The sequence below is a fragment of the Bacillus sp. z60-11 genome (assembly GCF_046464135.1).
GTDB classification, from domain to species: domain Bacteria; phylum Bacillota; class Bacilli; order Bacillales; family Bacillaceae; genus Bacillus; species Bacillus sonorensis_A.
Map to the genome: position 1 here is coordinate 557,397 of NZ_JBIYSN010000001.1, position 17,083 is coordinate 574,479.

General features: G+C 45.6%; 13 protein-coding genes and 2 pseudogenes. 11 read left to right on the plus strand and 4 right to left on the minus strand.

Annotation, left to right across the window (positions count from 1 at the left end):
- Positions 1-12: 12 nt before the first annotated feature.
- From ptsG to splB, 5 genes are all read left to right on the plus strand, one after another.
- The gene (ptsG, locus tag ACINLD_RS02970) at positions 13-2,109 is read left to right on the plus strand and encodes a glucose-specific PTS transporter subunit IIBC (protein WP_409444728.1); all 2,097 of its coding nucleotides are present in this window, start codon (positions 13-15) and stop codon (positions 2,107-2,109) included.
- 98 nt (positions 2,110-2,207) lie between these two features.
- A complete protein-coding gene (locus ACINLD_RS02975) occupies positions 2,208-2,474 on the plus strand; it encodes a phosphocarrier protein HPr (RefSeq protein WP_026586744.1) in 267 nt (88 codons plus the stop codon).
- Entirely contained in the window at positions 2,474-4,192 is a 1,719-nt protein-coding gene (gene ptsP, locus ACINLD_RS02980) for a phosphoenolpyruvate--protein phosphotransferase (protein ID WP_026586745.1), read from the plus strand. Before ACINLD_RS02975 ends, ptsP begins: the two co-directional genes overlap by 1 nt.
- A gap of 117 nt (positions 4,193-4,309) precedes the next feature.
- Positions 4,310-4,543 carry a transcriptional regulator SplA domain-containing protein gene (locus ACINLD_RS02985; RefSeq protein WP_026586746.1) on the plus strand — a complete coding sequence of 78 codons (234 nt, stop codon included), beginning with the start codon at positions 4,310-4,312 and terminating at the stop codon, positions 4,541-4,543.
- A 72-nt stretch (positions 4,544-4,615) separates the two neighbouring features.
- Positions 4,616-5,644 carry a spore photoproduct lyase gene (gene splB / locus ACINLD_RS02990; RefSeq protein ID WP_409444727.1) on the plus strand — a complete coding sequence of 343 codons (1,029 nt, stop codon included), beginning with the start codon at positions 4,616-4,618 and terminating at the stop codon, positions 5,642-5,644.
- Between the two features lie 59 nt (positions 5,645-5,703).
- Here the strand turns inward: splB and ACINLD_RS02995 are convergent, their stop codons facing one another.
- Positions 5,704-6,282 (minus strand): GNAT family N-acetyltransferase, encoded by a 579-nt coding sequence (locus ACINLD_RS02995; protein WP_077736912.1) that lies wholly within the window; start codon positions 6,280-6,282, stop codon positions 5,704-5,706.
- A 307-nt stretch (positions 6,283-6,589) separates the two neighbouring features.
- On the opposite strand from ACINLD_RS02995, the pseudogene ACINLD_RS03000 reads away from it, so the two are divergent.
- The 4 genes and pseudogenes from ACINLD_RS03000 to ACINLD_RS03015 all read left to right on the plus strand — a co-directional run.
- A pseudogene (locus ACINLD_RS03000) lies at positions 6,590-7,513 on the plus strand (cache domain-containing protein); the annotation flags it as partial.
- A gap of 15 nt (positions 7,514-7,528) precedes the next feature.
- A complete protein-coding gene (locus ACINLD_RS03005) occupies positions 7,529-8,455 on the plus strand; it encodes a methyl-accepting chemotaxis protein (protein WP_409446670.1) in 927 nt (308 codons plus the stop codon).
- Positions 8,456-8,552: 97 nt separating this feature from the next.
- On the plus strand, positions 8,553-9,338 hold the full coding sequence (locus ACINLD_RS03010; RefSeq protein WP_077736910.1) for an SDR family oxidoreductase: 786 nt from the start codon (positions 8,553-8,555) through the stop codon (positions 9,336-9,338).
- Between the two features lie 13 nt (positions 9,339-9,351).
- Positions 9,352-10,224, plus strand: a complete 873-nt coding sequence (locus tag ACINLD_RS03015; protein WP_077736909.1) for an NAD(P)-dependent oxidoreductase — start codon at positions 9,352-9,354, stop codon at positions 10,222-10,224.
- Positions 10,225-10,275: 51 nt separating this feature from the next.
- Here the strand turns inward: ACINLD_RS03015 and ACINLD_RS03020 are convergent, their stop codons facing one another.
- Entirely contained in the window at positions 10,276-11,070 is a 795-nt protein-coding gene (locus ACINLD_RS03020; RefSeq protein WP_410206959.1) for a CAP domain-containing protein, read from the minus strand.
- Between the two features lie 342 nt (positions 11,071-11,412).
- Here ACINLD_RS03020 and ACINLD_RS03025 point away from each other — a divergent pair, with 342 nt between their 5' ends.
- Together ACINLD_RS03025 and ACINLD_RS03030 are read left to right on the plus strand one after the other, a co-directional pair.
- Positions 11,413-13,524: a peptidoglycan D,D-transpeptidase FtsI family protein gene (locus ACINLD_RS03025; RefSeq protein ID WP_026586753.1), complete on the plus strand. Its 2,112-nt coding sequence runs from the start codon at positions 11,413-11,415 to the stop codon at positions 13,522-13,524.
- Between the two features lie 160 nt (positions 13,525-13,684).
- On the plus strand, positions 13,685-15,496 hold the full coding sequence (locus ACINLD_RS03030; RefSeq protein ID WP_026586754.1) for a PAS domain-containing protein: 1,812 nt from the start codon (positions 13,685-13,687) through the stop codon (positions 15,494-15,496).
- On the opposite strand, the pseudogene ACINLD_RS03035 reads toward ACINLD_RS03030, so the two are convergent.
- A pseudogene (locus ACINLD_RS03035) lies at positions 15,477-16,696 on the minus strand (aminotransferase A). The gene ACINLD_RS03030 and the pseudogene ACINLD_RS03035 sit on opposite strands and share 20 nt — an antisense overlap.
- A gap of 197 nt (positions 16,697-16,893) precedes the next feature.
- Positions 16,894-17,046, minus strand: coding sequence for a hypothetical protein (locus tag ACINLD_RS03040; RefSeq protein WP_179115734.1), 153 nt, complete (start codon positions 17,044-17,046; stop codon positions 16,894-16,896).
- Positions 17,047-17,083: the final 37 nt, after the last annotated feature.

Below are 17,083 nucleotides of genomic sequence, written 5' to 3' on the forward strand. Positions count from 1 at the left end.
GGGGTAAAAACAATGTTTAAATCGCTATTTGGCGTCCTGCAGAAAATCGGACGGGCGCTGATGCTTCCAGTAGCAATCTTGCCGGCGGCAGGAATTCTGCTCGCCTTGGGTAATGCCATGCAAAACCCGCAAATGATTAAGGTCGCGCCGTTTCTAACGAATGGCGGCGTTCAAATGGTTGCGAAAGTGATGGAAAGCTCAGGGGATGTTGTCTTCAGCAACCTGGCTCTCTTGTTCGCAGTCGGTGTTGCAATCGGCCTTGCCAACGGTGACGGTGTCGCTGGAATCGCCGCTATCATCGGCTACCTCGTCATGAATGTGACGATGAGCGCGGTGCTGACTCAAAACGGCTCAATTCCGAGCGATGCAGTTGAAAGAGCGCAATTTTTCGCCGAGAACCATCCGCAATATACGACAGTGCTCGGGATTCCGACATTGGCGACCGGGGTATTCGGCGGTATTATCGTCGGTGTCCTCGCCGCTGCCATGTACAATCGATTCTTTAAAATCGAACTTCCGCAATACTTAGGATTCTTTGCCGGAAAACGGTTTGTTCCGATTATTACATCCATCAGCGCCCTGATCCTTGGATTGATCATGCTGGTGATCTGGCCGCCGATTCAAGGGGCGTTGAACAGCTTTTCGACAAACCTGCTTGCTGCCAACGAAGCGCTGGCCGCTTTGGTCTTCGGTATTATCGAACGCTCGCTGATACCGTTTGGTCTGCACCATATTTTCTACTCGCCATTCTGGTACGAATTTTTCAGCTACACAAACAAAGCTGGAGAACTTGTCCGCGGTGACCAGCGAATTTTCATGGCGCAGATTAAAGACGGCGTTCAGTTGACTGCCGGAACATTTATGACGGGTAAATATCCGTTTATGATGTTCGGTCTTCCTGCCGCAGCGCTGGCGATTTATCATGAAGCAAAGCCGCAAAACAAAAAGCTTGTCGCCGGTATTATGGGTTCAGCCGCGCTGACATCTTTCTTAACAGGGATTACTGAACCGATCGAATTCTCATTCTTGTTCGTTGCACCTATCCTGTTTGCGATTCACTGTGTATTCGCCGGATTGTCATTCATGATGATGGACATTCTGAATGTCAAGATCGGAATGACGTTCTCAGGCGGTTTGATCGACTACTTCCTGTTCGGTATTCTGCCAAACCGCACGGCATGGTGGCTTGTGATCCCTGTCGGTCTCGTGCTGGCTGTGGTCTACTACTTCGGATTCAGATTTGCGATCCGCAAATTCAATTTGAAAACGCCGGGCCGCGAGGATGAGGCTGCAGAAGCTCCTGAACAAGGCAAAGAAGCAGCCGGCGATCTGCCGTATGAAATTCTTGAAGCCATGGGAGATCAAGAAAACATCAAGCACCTTGATGCATGTATCACAAGACTTCGCGTGACAGTCAACGACCAGAAGAAAGTTGACAAGGAGCGCTTGAAAAAACTTGGCGCATCAGGCGTACTTGAAGTCGGCAATAACATTCAGGCGATCTTCGGACCGAGATCAGACACCTTAAAATCACAAATGCAGGATATCATGTCAGGACGTACGCCGCGCCCTGAAAAAGCTCCGGAAGCCGCTGAGGAAGTCGAGCAGCAGATTGAAGAAGTCATGGTCGAACCTCTTCAAAATGAAGCGGGTGAGGAAGTCTTTGTTTCACCGCTGGCAGGAGAGCTTCATCCGATTACTGATGTACCTGACCAGGTATTCTCAGGAAAAATGATGGGCGACGGCTTCGCGATTCTTCCTTCAGAAGGCACGGTCGTTTCTCCTGTAAGAGGAAAAGTGCTCAACGTCTTCCCGACAAAGCATGCGATCGGCCTGCAATCTGACGGCGGTAGAGAGATTCTGATCCACTTTGGAATTGATACCGTCAGCTTGAAAGGCGAAGGGTTCACATCGTTTGTTTCAGAAGGAGACCGCGTTGAACCGGGCCAGAAGCTGCTCGAAGTCGATATTGACAAAGTGAAGGATCAGGTGCCTTCCTTGATGACGCCAGTCGTTTTCACAAACCTTGAAGAAGGCGCTGCTGTAAGCTTAGTGGCGGAAGGAAATGTCAGCCTGAAGCAGGACGAAATCGTCCGCATCGAAAAATAAATTCACAAAATGGCCGTACTTGTCAGATGACATGTACGGCTGTATGATATAATATTGTGAATGTATTAAAGCTTTAAATTAAAAGGAGATTGATAAAAATGGCACAAAAAACGTTTAAAGTAACTGCAGACTCTGGTATCCACGCGCGTCCAGCGACAGTTCTTGTACAAACTGCGAGCAAATATGATGCAGATATCAATTTGGAATATAACGGAAAAACCGTAAACCTTAAATCTATTATGGGTGTTATGTCACTTGGTATTGCTAAAGGTGCTGAAATTACGATTTCTGCTTCAGGCGCTGACGAAAATGATGCTCTTTCTGCACTGGAAGATACAATGAAAAGCGAAGGACTCGGCGAGTAATGCTTGAATTGAAAGGAATAGGAGCTTCAGCCGGTATTGCGATCGCAAAAGCATATCGGCTTGAGGAGCCTGATCTCACGGTTGAAAAGAAAAACATCTCTGATTCTGAGGCGGAAGTAAATCGTTTTGAAGAAGCCGTCGAGCAGTCGAAAAAAGAGCTGGAAACCATTAAAAACCACGCTTTGAAAGAGCTTGGCGAAGATAAAGCTGAAATCTTTTCAGCACATCTTTTAGTATTAAGCGATCCTGAATTGTTAAACCCGATCAAAGACAAAATCAAATCAGATTCCGTCAATGCGGAGTTTGCTTTGAAAGAAACGGCTGACATGTTTGTCACGATGTTTGAGTCAATGGACAATGAATATATGAAAGAACGCGCTGCAGACATCCGCGATGTCACAAAGCGGGTCACAGGACATCTTCTCGGTGTTGACATTCCAAACCCGAGCCTGATTTCCGAAGAAGTCATTATCGTTGCCGGAGACTTGACTCCATCTGACACAGCGCAGTTAAACCGTCAGTTTGTTAAAGGGTTTACAACGGATATCGGCGGACGGACTTCCCATTCAGCCATCATGGCTCGCTCATTGGAAATTCCTGCGGTTGTCGGAACAAAAGCGGCGACGAAGGAAATTCAAAACGGCGTAACGGTGATCGTAGACGGCATCAACGGCGATGTGATCGTTGATCCTGCTCAAGACGTCATCAGCCAATACGAAGAAAAGCACCAAAAGTTTTTGGAGCAAAAAGCGGAATGGGCCAAGCTTGTCAACGAACCAACTGTCACAAATGACGGACACCATGTTGAACTTGCCGCAAATATCGGCACACCTGATGATGTGAAAGGCGTCCTTGAAAATGGAGGCGAAGCCGTCGGACTTTACCGTACAGAGTTTCTTTACATGGGCAGAGACCAGCTTCCAACTGAAGAGGAGCAGTTTGACGCCTATAAAACGGTGCTTGAGCGTATGGAAGGCAAATCCGTTGTCGTCCGTACCCTTGATATCGGAGGAGACAAAGAGCTTCCATATCTTGAACTGCCGAAAGAAATGAATCCTTTCTTAGGATACAGAGCCATCCGTCTTTGCCTGGATGAGCAAGAGATTTTCAGAACGCAGCTGCGCGCGTTACTTCGGGCAAGTACATATGGAAACCTGAAAATTATGTTCCCGATGATTGCGACGGTCAATGAATTTAGACAAGCTAAAGCGATTCTAATAGAAGAAAAAGAAAAGCTGCAATCTGAAGGCCAGAAAGTATCCGACGACATTGAAGTCGGAATGATGGTTGAAATTCCGGCTACAGCGGTAATCGCTGATCAATTTGCGAAAGAAGTCGACTTCTTCAGCATCGGAACGAACGACCTGATTCAATACACAATGGCCGCAGACCGGATGAATGAACAGGTATCTTACCTTTATCAGCCATACAACCCTGCGATTCTTCGCCTGATTACGCTTGTGATTGAAGCGGCTCATAAAGAAGGCAAATGGGTTGGCATGTGCGGTGAGATGGCCGGCGATGAAATTGCGATCCCGATCCTTCTCGGCCTTGGCCTTGATGAGTTCTCAATGAGCGCAACATCCATCCTTCCGGCGAGAACGCAAATCAGCAAGCTTTCTAAAAAAGAGACAGAGTCATTTAAAGAGAAGATTTTGTCAATGAGTACGACAGAGGAAGTTGTTCAATTCGTTAAAGAAACCTTCACTCTCTCATAAATCAAACCAGCAAGCCCGGGCGGTATATTCCGTCCGGGCTTTTTGTATTGCACAGAATGAGGCTTGTTTTGACGGGGATACTACAAGTTAACATCTGATAAAATGGAGGCTTTTTGTATGTCAAAACAACAGGTCAAGGCAGGGGATCAAGTATATGTCATTTATCGCAATCCGCATGCTGCAAATGTTGCCCATATTAAAGAAGCGGAGGTTGTCGAGCATCCGCTCCATGAAGGCGAACTGGCGCTGTTTCTGTTTGATACATACCACGCGTTCGCCGAGGATGACGCCGTTTTTTCCTCATATGAAGAGGCGGAGCGGCTTTATCGTGAATTGTTTGACGAGGCCTAGCATTTCCCCGTATATCGTACATCGTTCATGCAAAAAGTATGGGAAACGACAAAAAGGATGTGTCTCTTTTTAATGGTTAAACCGTTTGTCCCCCAGCTTGTCTACATTGAACCGAGAGCGTTGGAATATCCCCTCGGCCGAAAACTGAAAGACAAATTTGCTAATATGGGCCTGGAGATTAGAGAAACCACTTCCCATAATCAGGTGAGGAATATCCCGGGAGAAGGCCACCTGCAAAAATACCGGAACGCAAAGTCAACCCTTGTCATCGGCGTCAGAAAGACGCTGAAATTCGATTCATCAAAACCGTCCGCAGAATTTGCCATCCCCTTTGCGACTGGATGCATGGGTCACTGCCACTACTGCTACCTGCAGACGACGATGGGAAGCAAGCCTTATATCAGAACATATGTCAATGTTGAAGAGATTCTTGATCAAGCTGATCAGTACATGCAGGAACGGGCACCGGATGAGACTCGGTTTGAAGCTTCTTGCACATCTGATATCGTCGGAATCGATCATCTGACACATACGCTAAAACATGCAATTGAACATTTTGGGAGGTCTGATCTCGGCAAACTGCGCTTTGTCACAAAATTTCATCATGTCGACCATTTGCTTGATGCAGAACATAATGGCAAAACGAGGTTCAGGTTTAGCGTCAATGCCGACTATGTGATTAAACACTTTGAACCCGGTACATCTCCTTTGGATCAACGGATCGAAGCCGCGGTAAAGGTGGCGGAGGCGGGCTACCCGCTCGGATTTATCATAGCGCCCATCTACATTCATGACGGCTGGCAGGAAGGATACAGAGCCTTGCTTGAAAAGCTGGATTATGCTCTGCCCCGGCATGTCAGACATGACATCACATTTGAAATGATTCAGCACAGATTCACCAAGCCGGCCAAACGTGTCATTGAAAAGAATTACCCGAAAACAAAGCTCGAACTTGACGAAGAAAAACGCCGCTATAAATGGGGAAGATATGGAATTGGAAAATATATTTATCAACAGGATGAAGAAGCCGAACTGCGCACTGCGCTCGAAACTTATATCGACAAGCATTTTCCTGAAGCGAAAATCGAATATTTCACATGACAGAGCATAAAATGAGAAAATCAAACTGGGAAACTCCTGAAAATCAGGAGTTTCCCAGTTTATGATTTAAAAAAAGGATTTTTCCACTCCATTAACACGCCGTAATGAAGCGATTCTTCATCTTCAAGATAGTCCGGGATTACGCAAAGAGGCGAACGGCCGCATTGAAGAAGAAATGAAAGGACGGGATCGCGTTTTTCTCCCCGCAACACCGCCTGCACATATTGTTCCGGAGACAGCTGCTCGGCAGACTTGTGGTAGTGTGGTATGCGTCCGCCTCCCAACAGCCGCTCAAGCCCTTTATCAACCGTCAATTCATACATCGTCTGCATCAGCCATTTCCCGATTCCAAGCTTCCGATGATCTGGAGAGACGGAAATATCAACGACATAAAGCGAGTTCCCATTGTTTTGGTGTGTGCGGATGTATCCGCTGTCTGTCACCTCATCCCAGTTGTGATGCGGTCGGCTCGGGTCAAAGTCGATGATAAGCCCTGTCATGGAGCCGATAAGGCGGCCTTCTGCAACAGCGCATACAGCTCCTTCCGGAAAAATATCAATATGGGAGCGAAGCTGTTTTTTATTCCATAAAAGGTCTGCGGGAAAAGGTGCGGGAAAGCATTCTCTCTGCAAAGACATCAGCGCAGGAATATCCTCAGGCCGATAATTGCGGATTTCAACCTGCTGAAAAGAAGTACCGTTATCAACGTAAAATTGTTTATGGATCCCCCATCACTCCTTTGCTTATTTCCTTCATTATATAGCGTTTTGACCCCTGTCTTAAACAATCAATAATCCAAGCCGATAAAAAAAGTATGAAAGTGTGTGTAAGGGAGGGATTCGCATGTTTAAAAAACTGCACATTAAAATTGCTGGATTCGTTGCTGTCATCCTGATTGTGACGGTGATCGTTCTCCAATTGTCAACCACGTTCATTTTGAAATCCATGCTTCAAGAAGAAGCGAAGGACTCCACTTCTAGTCTTCTCAACGCGATTAAAGGAAACATCGAGCTTCAACTAAAGAACTACGAAATCGCCTTATCCCGTATGAGTGACGGCCAAATGAGCCAGTCATTTGTCGGGGTAAACGGTAAGGAATTAAAAAATCTTGTTCTCGATGAATTAAAGCAGATAAAGGATAAAAACGAGCATGTCAACTTTGCATATATCGGGACAGAGCAAAAAGAAATCTTTATATATCCGGAAACATCATTTGATAAAGATTTTGATCCGACAACCCGCCCGTGGTATACATTAGCGGAAAAAACACCGGATCAAGTCGTTTGGACTGAACCGTATCAAGATGTCGTATCAGGAGACATGACGGTAGCCGCAGCAAAAGCCATCGTTGTCAACGGCAAAGTAAAAGGCGTCATCAGCTTTGACATTTCGCTAAAAGCATTAAACGAAATCATCAATGATCAAAAGGTCCCTTATGACGGCTACGCCTTTTTGATCGACCAAAATGGAACCATGCTGGCTCACCCGTCAAAACAAGGCAAAGATATGTCAAAAGATAAGATGTACAAAGACATTCCTTCCGCAAAAGACGGGATCAAGCTTGGCAAAGACAATGTCATCGCCTATCAAACGATCGACGGCACAGGCTGGAAAGTCGGCACGCAGTTCCAAACCGATAAACTGCTCTGGGTCGCTCAGGAAATGAACAAAATTGTGCTCATCATCTCAGGTTTAGCCTTGGTGGTTGCGATTGTTCTGAGCTACTTCCTGGCCAAAACCATCACGGGACCGATCAAACGCCTGATCGCCCAAACAAAAGCGGTCTCTGACGGAGATTTGACTGTGCAGACGGCGGTTAAGTCGAAAGATGAAGTCGGCACGCTGACAAAAGACTTTAACAAAATGGTCGAGCACATGAAAGAGATGATCTTGAAGGTCAGGTCGTCATCCGGTAAAGTATCGGAAACAACGGATCAATTGAGTTCCGTATCTGAAGAAACGGTATTTGCGAGCGAGCAGATCGCCAAAGCGATTGATGAAGTTGCAACCGGTGCGACAGAACAGGCTGCAGAAGTAGAAAACGTCAATGAAAAATCCGAGCGGCTGTCTGTGAAAATTAAAGAAATCGAACACCATGCCGACAGCATTCAAAAGCTTTCCAGAACATCCGAAGATGCAAGCTATAAAGGAATTGACGCGCTCGGACAGCTTTTGGCGAAATCAAACGAAGCAAATACGGAAACGAAAAAAGTGGAACAAATGCTTCAGCAGCTTGAAGAAAAAACGAAGAATATTGAAGATGTCGTCACGGCGATTTCGGCCATCTCGGATCAGACCAATCTTCTTGCCTTGAACGCCAGCATTGAAGCGGCCCGGGCCGGAGAAAGCGGACGCGGCTTTGCCGTCGTCGCGGAAGAGGTTAGAAAGCTCGCTGAGCAATCGGCATCCTCTTCACAGCATATCAGTGAAACGGTCAAACAGATTCAGCTTGAAACAAAGGATGCCGTTTCCGCCATGACGGAAGCAAGCAAGCTGAACGAAGAGCAAAATGACATGATCCATGAGACGGGAGAAGCGCTCAGCAAGATTACGGCGGAAATGCAGGCGCTCGTCAAATCGATTGATCACATTTACTCAGAGATCTCAGATATGAGCGGTGAGCAGCAAAAAATGACGGATTCGATCCAAAGCATTTCCGCCATTTCCCAGCAATCCGCCGCGGCGGCAGAGGAGGTCAGCGCCTCTACCAACGAGCAGCTGACGACGCTTGAATCGATCGCCAAATCAACTGAAGCACTCAGCAGTGCGAACAGAGATTTATTGGAAGCGATTGAAAAATTTAAAGTATAGCGACAAAGCCCCCTCAAGAGCCAGAGGGGGCTTTATTTAAGCTGTGAGATCCTAATTTTCGTGTTAAACTAGAAAAAAGAAAGGAGTTGATGCCCGCATGGATTTAAAGATGAAAGGCAAAACCGCGCTTGTCGCCGCAAGCAGCAAAGGTCTCGGAAAAGCGATCGCTTTCGCTCTTTGCCGGGAAGGCGCCAATATTATGCTGTCCGGTCGAAATGAAGAAGTGTTGCAAAGGACAGCAGAAGAGCTGAGAGGCCTTTCGGGCGCCGCGGTCACTTATGAAGTATGCGACCTTGCCAACGGAGAAGAGATCAAGGCGCTTGTGCACAAGACGGCCGAAGTGCACGGAACGGTGGACATGCTTGTCAACAATGTCGGCGGACCTAAAGGCGGCAGCCTGCTGGAGCTTACCGATGATGATTGGACATCATCGTTTGAACTTCACCTGCTCAGCTATATCCGCTTGATCCGTGAAGCTCTTCCATATTTAAAAAAGGATGGCGGACGGATCATCAATATCGCTTCATCATCAGTCAAACAGCCGATCCCCGGTCTATTGCTTTCCAATACGTTTCGGATGGGGATCGTGGGTCTTACGAAGTCTCTCGCTGAAGAGCTGGCCGAGCACCGTATTTTGATTAACACGCTGGCTCCGGGAAGGATCGCGACCGACCGCGTGGCAGAACTTGACAGGCAAAAAGCCGAACAGACAGGCCTTTCCGAAGAGCATGTGAAAGAATCTTTCGAAAAACAAATACCGCTCGGCGCCTACGGGAAGCCTGAAGACTTTGCACAATATGCAAGCTTTCTTTTATCAGAGTGCAATACATACATGACGGGACAAACACTACTGATCGACGGCGGAATGGTAAAAGCGATATAAGGGGGAAAACAGCATGAAAAAAACAATCGGATTTATCGGGCTTGGCGTCATGGGAAACAGCATGGCCGCACATCTTTTGGCTGAAGGCTATCCGACAGCCGTCTTTACGAGAACGAAACAGAAGGCGGACAACCTGGTCGAAAAAGGAGCGGAATGGAAAGCATCTGTCAAAGAGCTGGCACAAGCGGCAGATGTGATCATCACGATGGTCGGTTACCCGAAAGATGTTGAAGAGGTCTATTTTGGCAGCGGGGGCATTATTGATAACGCAAAGAAAGGCTCATACCTCATTGATATGACGACTTCGAATCCGTCTCTTGCCAAAACAATTGCAGCGGCCGCCAAAGAGAAAGGGCTGTATGCTTTGGACGCCCCGGTTTCCGGCGGAGACATCGGCGCCCGCAACGGCACGCTTGCGATTATGGTCGGCGGTGAACGCGAAGCGTTCGAAGAGTGCTTGCCGATCTTTTCAATCATGGGAGAAAATATTCAATATCAAGGGCCGGCAGGAAGCGGACAGCATACAAAAATGTGTAATCAGATTGCGATTGCCGCCGGAATGATCGGTGTTGCTGAAGCCATGGCTTACGCGAAAAAATCGGGGCTTGATCCGGAGAATGTTTTAAAAAGCATTACAACCGGAGCTGCGGGAAGCTGGTCGCTGTCCAATCTCGCGCCAAGAATGCTGAAAGGCGATTTCGAACCGGGCTTTTATGTCAAGCATTTCATTAAAGATATGGGGATCGCCCTTGAGGAAGCGGAGCTGATGGGTGAAAAAATGCCGGGCCTTGAACTCGCCAAAACCTTGTATGACACGCTTGCGGAAAAAGGTGAAGAAAACAGCGGCACCCAAAGCTTATACAAGCTTTGGACCGAATACCGGTAAACAAAAAACCACTTGCATTTCAATGAATGCAAGTGGTTTTTTTGATCAAGCTTATTTTCCGATGAACTGCTGAGTCCAGTAGTTGCCGTCTTTCACATAACCTACACCGATATGTGTAAAGTTAGGATTCATAATGTTCTTTCTGTGACCTTCACTGTTCATCCAAGCTTTGACAACTTCTTGAGGTGTTCTTTGACCTTTCGCGATGTTTTCACCGGCTGTACGGTATGTGATGCCGAATTTCTTCATCATATCAAACGGAGAACCGTAAGTCGGGCTGTTGTGATCAAAGTAATTGTTGTCTTTCATATCTTGAGATTTTGTGCGGGCTACTTTGCTCAAGTTTTCGTCCAATGTCAGCGGTTTTAGCCCTTGTTTCTTTCTTTCGGCATTTGTCAGCTCAACGACTTCTTTTTCGTATGCGCTCACTGAAGAAGAAGCTTGAGTTGAGTTTTCCTTTTTCTCAGTTGTCTGCTCTTTTGAAGCAGCAGGTTTTGAAGCTTCCTGTTTTTGAGTTTGAGTGTTTTCAGGTTTTGACGTTTTAGGCTGAGATGCCTTTGGCGCAGAAGCTTTAGGTTGATCTGCTTTTGGCGCAGAAGCCTTAGACTGCTGACCTGCTTGTTTCATATATGATTGAAGCAGAGATTGAATTTTTTCCTGATCAGCTTGAGAAAGCTTGTTCAGATTTTGAACATTCAATTGATCTGCAAGATTAGAAATTTTTATATTAGAATAGAAGGCTTTCACTTGAATTGGCTGCTGTTCCTTGGCGTCTGCTTGTTGAACACCGCTGAAAGTAAAGATCGATGCAGCGGCAACTGCTGATAAAAGAAAAGCTTTTTTCATAAACTGTTTTCCTCCTAAATGTTGTATTTTGTTTCGTACACTAGCATCATAACACGGCTTTTTTGAAATAATTGAACCAGTAATTTCCTTTGACAAGCGATTGTTGTTAATTTTGACATAAAAAAATAAAAAACCTTTGCTATCAAGGTGTAACCAAACCTCTATTTTACACGTCTTGTCATAAACGTACCAAATTTTAAATATGTTAGTTAAATTTTAATATAAAAAGAGATTGACAGCTTTTTATATAACTTTAGATTGTAACAACCATTACAAAAGTGTTACAATATGATCGGTTAATTAATGTGAAAATTGAATATTGTGAGAGGAGAGAATGTTTCAGTGACAGAATCTCGACATGATCCGGCTGAAGTGAAAAAAAGCAGACGATCACGGATGTGGCGGATCAACCTGTATTTCTTTGCGGTGTTCACCCTGTTCGCGGCACTGATTGTCAAGCTGGGCCTCGTGCAAATCGTCAAAGGAGAAGAGTATGAGCAGCAGGCTTCAAAAACAGAAGCCAAAATCGCGTCTTATCCTGCACCGCGGGGCAAAATGTATGACAGATACGGGCGGGTGGTTGTCGACAACCAAAGCGTACCCGCGATCACATATACGGTGATGACGAGCACCAAGACGGAAGACAAAATCAAAACAGCCAAAAAGCTTGCAGAATTGATCAATATCGATACATCATTTCTGAAAGAAAGAGATTTGAAAGATTACTGGCTTGCCAAACATCCGAAAAAGGCGGCTGCTCTCTTGAAAGACGGAGAAAAAACCTTGAAGTCTGACAAAACATACAAGCTTCAGGTCGACCGTGTTCCAGAAGAAGAGATTAAAGCGCTCGAAAGGGATAAAGAGGAGCTTGAAGTCGCCGCTATTTTCAGAAGATTTTCCGGCGGCTATGCCTATGAGCCGCAAATCGTTAAAGCCATGAATCCGAAAACCGCTTCGAAAGACGATGCGAAGCTGCTGGATGAAAAAGATTCAAAACAGCTGCCTGCCAACGATTTGACCTATGAGGAAGTCTCCCGGGTATCCGAGCATTTGGAAGAGCTGCCAGGGGTCGATGTCATCATGGACTGGACCCGCAAATACCCTTATGAAAAGACGCTTTACTCTATTTTCGGAGGCGTCACAACGCCTGAACAAGGACTCATCAAGGATAGGGAGGACTTCTACCTGACAAGGGGATATGCCCGGAATGACAGAGTCGGAAAAAGCTACCTCGAGTATCAATATGAAGAATATTTAAATCCGAAAAAAGCAAAGGTTCAATATACGGAAAACCGCTCAGGCGAAGTCATCAGCCAGGAAACAATTGATGAAGGAAGGCGCGGCTACGACCTGCAGTTGACCTTTGACATGGAGCTGCAAAAGAAAGTCGAAAAGATCATTGAAGATGAACTCAACACATTCCGCGGTTCAAATTACATGCTTGACAGGGCGTTCGTCGTCATGATGGACCCGAATAACGGAGACATTCTGTCAATGGCCGGCAAACGGATCGTCGACGGCAAAATAACCGATTACGCCATCGGTACGTTTACGACCCAGTATGAAATGGGGTCGGCGGTCAAAGGCGCGACAGTGCTTGCCGGATACCAAAGCGGCATGCCGCACGGGCAACACTATTTAGACACAAAGTTATACTTTGCAGGCGGTGTTGAAACAGGATCCTACAGAGGGAACAGCATTGGCTGGACCGATGAAGTCAGGGCTCTTGAAAAAAGTTCGAACGTATATATGTTCCATGTTGCGATGTATATTGCAGGTGTTACCTATAAACCGCATGGCGCCCTTCCGGCGGATCAGGAAGACTTGAATAAAATGAGAAATTACTACAGCCAGTTCGGGCTGGGCGTGAAAACAGGCATAGATCTACCGCAGGAGTCGGCCGGAATGCAGACGACCCCGGATTTAGTCGGAGGGCTGATCCTCAATGAAGCCATCGGACAATATGATACGTATACACCTTTGCAGCTCGCTCAATATATGTCTGCGATTGCAAATGGCGGGTACAGGGTTCAGCCAAGGGTCGTGAAAAGCATCCGCCAGCCTGAGAGCGAAAAGCTTGGACCTGTCATTGAGGAACGATCCGCCAATGTGCTGAATCAAATCAACAACTCGAAAAGTGACATCGAAATCGTCAAGCGGGGATTAAAAAGAGTAACCCAGACGGGAACTGCCGCCGGGACATTCGGTTCGCTTGACGTATCGGGCAAAACCGGAACTGCTGAAACGAAATATTACGGCACAAATAGAAGCTGGTGGGGAAATGATACCTACAACTTAACCTTTGCGGGCTACTATCCTTCAGAAAAACCGGAAATCGCGTTCAGCGTTGTCGTTCCATCCGTCATCAACGATAAAACAGGAATCAACAAAAACATCTCAGCCAAAATCGTCAAAGCCTACGTCGAGTTGCAAAAAAAATATAACAAGGATTAGACAAAAAAGAACACGGATTTTTTCCGCGTTCTTTTTTTGTTATCAAAATTTGACGAATGCTAGATGTTTTGAAGGAGATTCCTCGCATTTTAGCGAATCTTTTTAAACAAAATCGTTTTAAAGAATGCTGGTGATGAATAGGGTATAAAGGAGGGATATGATGGAACAGAAAACAAAGCGTTTTGAGCAATATAAACCTCATATGAATTTACAGGCAGTCCTTTCAGCAAACGGCCGCTTTATATACATATCTGCAAACTGCAAAGAACTGTTGAGCTATCAGCAGAGTGAGCTGATCGGTACGTATTTGAAGGACTATTTGCACGAAGACGATCTTTTTCTGGTAGAAAGCTATTTTTACAATGAACATCATTTGCTGCCATGCACCTTCAGATTTGTGAAAAAGGATTACACAATGATCTGGGTCGAGGCATCGATTGATTTTGTTACGACCCATGTTGGAGAAAAAGAACGGGAAATTGTACTCAAAATGAAAGTTTTTGAAGACCGTCCCTCTAAGAAGAGCAGCTCGAAAAAAGAGGAAAGCGATTTGAAAAAAGCGGCCGAGCCGCCGGCGAATGAGGAATTTAAAGCGATGGTGGAAGGCTTGCCAAATCCTCTGTGTATCAGCGTTCAAGGGGAAATCGTTTATGTGAATGATGCCATGGTCACCCTGCTCGGGGCAGAGCATAAACAGCAAATTATCGGAAAGTATTCCTATGATTTTATTGAGAAAGAATACCATGACATCGTCAAGAACCGCATTAAAAGAATGCAGCAGGGGCTTGAAGTCGGGATGATTGAGCAGACGTGGAAAAAGCTGGACGGCACACAAATCCATCTTGAGGTGAAATCAGCGCCGACCATCTATCAAAACCAAAAAGCCGAACTTCTGCTGCTTATTGATATTTCTTCGCGAAAAAAATTCCAGACGATTTTGCAAAAAAGCAGAGAACGCTACCAGCTCCTGATTCAAAATTCTATCGACACCATCGCCGTCATTCATAACGGAAGATGGGTTTTTATGAATGAATCAGGGATTCGTCTGTTTGAGGCGAAAACATATGAAGACCTCATCGGCAAGGATATTTATGAACATCTCCATCATTGTGATCATGAAAATGTGAAAGCCAGGCTGAAACGGATCACCGACCGCAAGTCTGATTCAGAAATCATCAAACAAACGTGGTACACATTTGAAAAGCGGCTCATCTATACGGAAATGGTCTGCATTCCGACGACATTTTTCGGAGAGACAGCTGTACAGGTCATTTTGAGGGATATTTCGGAGCGCAAGCAGACGGAAGAGCTGATGGTGCGCTCGGAAAAGCTGTCGATTGCCGGTCAGCTCGCAGCCGGAATCGCCCACGAAATCCGCAATCCGCTGACAGCGATTAAAGGGTTTTTGCAGCTGATGAAGCCGACGATGGAAGAAAATGAACATTATTTTGATATTATCTTTTCCGAATTAAGCAGAATCGAATTGATTTTAAGCGAGCTTTTGATGCTCGCCAAGCCGCAGCAGAACGCTCTGAGTGAACAGCTTGATCTGATCAGGCTGATTCGCGAAGTCACGGCTCTTCTAGAAACACAGGCCAATTTGAACGGCATTATGATTCATACCAATCTGCCAAATGACAAAATTCATATCAAAGGGGACCCGAACCAACTAAAACAAGTGTTTATCAACCTGATTAAAAACGCTGTCGAATCAATGCCTGATGGAGGCACTGTTCATTTGAGCGTCAAGGAAACGGATGAGTCTGTCACAGTCGAGGTTCAAGATGAAGGAGAAGGAATACCGGAACACGTCCTCGAACGAATCGGCGAGCCTTTTTTAACGACGAAAGAAAAAGGAACGGGTCTCGGTTTGATGGTCACCTTTAACATCATCGAAAATCACAATGGAACAATCGAGGTGGACAGCAAAATGGAAAAAGGCACAACATTTGTCATTTCCTTTCCGAAATAAAATAAAAAACAACGGCGTAAAAGCCGTTGTTTATGTGGTTTGAACCGACTGCCTCTTATTGAACACAAACGTCTCCAGCCGGTCCAGTCCCTCCCTCAGTGTATCGGGAGAATATGCGTAAGAGATCCTCACATAGCCTTCCCCATATTCAGAAAACGAGCTGCCCGGCACAATCGCCAGTCCCTCTTCCTCTAAAGCGCGAGTGCAAAATTCAAAGGAAGACATTCCAAACGATTTAATAGAAGGGAAGATGTAAAATGCCCCCGACGGTTTAATGACATCGAGCCCCATTGTCACGAGCCTGTCGTATACGTAATCAAGCCGCTTTTTATATTGCTCTCTCATGATCAGCGCATCATCAACCCCATTGGTGACGGCTTCCAAAGCCGCTTTTTGGGAGATGGAAGAAGCGCATGATACGTTGTACTGATGAACTTTTAAAATATGTTTGGCGATTTCCTTTGGAGCGAATAGGAAACCGATTCGCCAGCCGGTCATACTGTGGGACTTGGACAGTCCGCCGATGACAATCGTCTGATCCCTTAAAACGGATGCGATTGAATGGTGTGGTCTGTCAAAGGTCAGTTCGCTGTATATTTCGTCAGAAAGAACAAACACATTTCGCCCTTTTAAAAGAGAAGCGATTTCCTTCAGTTCGTCCTCTGAAAGCGTCATTCCCGTCGGATTTGACGGATAAGGGAGAACGACACACTTTGTTTTTGGCGTCAGGGCTTCTTCGATTAATTTTGCTGTCAGCTTAAAGCCGTGAGACGTCGTATCGATGATTAAAGGCGATGCACCGCACAGTTTGATGATCGGTTCATATCCGGGATATACGGGACCTGGAAGAATCACTTCGTCACCGGGTGATAAAATCGTCCGAAAAGCGGCGTCAATCGCCTGGCTGGCTCCCGTTGTGACAATGATCTCGCTTTCTGCATCATAATTTAAATCGGCCTTTTTTTTCATGTACAGCTGGACTGCCTGTCTCAGCTCCGGATACCCTGCATTGTGGGTATAAGCTGTATGATTTTCATCTATCGCTTTTTTGGCAGCTTGTTTGACATGATGAGGCGTGAAAAAGTCAGGCTGGCCGATTGTTAAAGAGATTACATTTTCATACTGAGAGACAAGATTTGAGAATTTGCGGATTCCTGAAATTTCAATTTCTTTCACATTCGGATTAAGCAAATGTTCCATGTTTTCATCACCTTAGAAATGTTATGGTTTATCTTATTTTACCATCATCAGATGAATTGTCATCTTTTAATCAATCAATTTTTTGATTCTAAAACCAGTATATGCGGCCGGCTGGAATGACATGCAGACAGGCTGCCGGCTTTTCTTTGAATAGAAAAATAAGACAATCCCACAGATTGCCTTATCGAAAGATCAGCTCAATATCCATAATCTGAATCAAGATGTTCTTTCCAAGATATGTAAACGTGATCACTATCTGAAACGTTCTTTTCCATTTCTTCAAAATCAGCTTTGCTTACGTCCTCTAAAACGGTCAATTCATGATTTTTGATCAGCACAATCGTTCCCATCGTTAACACCTTTCTTCTAAAATCCTTGACCATTGTA

Excerpts from the sequence above, each read along its gene's own strand:
- ptsG (WP_409444728.1), top strand. The coding sequence starts at position 13 with ATGTTTAAATCGCTATTTGGCGTCCTGCAGAAAATCGGACGGGCGCTG.
- ACINLD_RS02975 (WP_026586744.1), top strand. The coding sequence starts at position 2,208 with ATGGCACAAAAAACGTTTAAAGTAACTGCAGACTCTGGTATCCACGCG.
- ptsP (WP_026586745.1), top strand. The coding sequence starts at position 2,474 with ATGCTTGAATTGAAAGGAATAGGAGCTTCAGCCGGTATTGCGATCGCA.
- ACINLD_RS02985 (WP_026586746.1), top strand. The coding sequence starts at position 4,310 with ATGTCAAAACAACAGGTCAAGGCAGGGGATCAAGTATATGTCATTTAT.
- splB (WP_409444727.1), top strand. The coding sequence starts at position 4,616 with ATGGTTAAACCGTTTGTCCCCCAGCTTGTCTACATTGAACCGAGAGCG.
- ACINLD_RS02995 (WP_077736912.1), bottom strand. The coding sequence starts at position 6,282 with ATGTCTTTGCAGAGAGAATGCTTTCCCGCACCTTTTCCCGCAGACCTT.
- ACINLD_RS03005 (WP_409446670.1), top strand. The coding sequence starts at position 7,529 with ATGATCTTGAAGGTCAGGTCGTCATCCGGTAAAGTATCGGAAACAACG.
- ACINLD_RS03010 (WP_077736910.1), top strand. The coding sequence starts at position 8,553 with ATGGATTTAAAGATGAAAGGCAAAACCGCGCTTGTCGCCGCAAGCAGC.
- ACINLD_RS03015 (WP_077736909.1), top strand. The coding sequence starts at position 9,352 with ATGAAAAAAACAATCGGATTTATCGGGCTTGGCGTCATGGGAAACAGC.
- ACINLD_RS03020 (WP_410206959.1), bottom strand. The coding sequence starts at position 11,070 with ATGAAAAAAGCTTTTCTTTTATCAGCAGTTGCCGCTGCATCGATCTTT.
- ACINLD_RS03030 (WP_026586754.1), top strand. The coding sequence starts at position 13,685 with ATGGAACAGAAAACAAAGCGTTTTGAGCAATATAAACCTCATATGAAT.
- ACINLD_RS03040 (WP_179115734.1), bottom strand. The coding sequence starts at position 17,046 with ATGGGAACGATTGTGCTGATCAAAAATCATGAATTGACCGTTTTAGAG.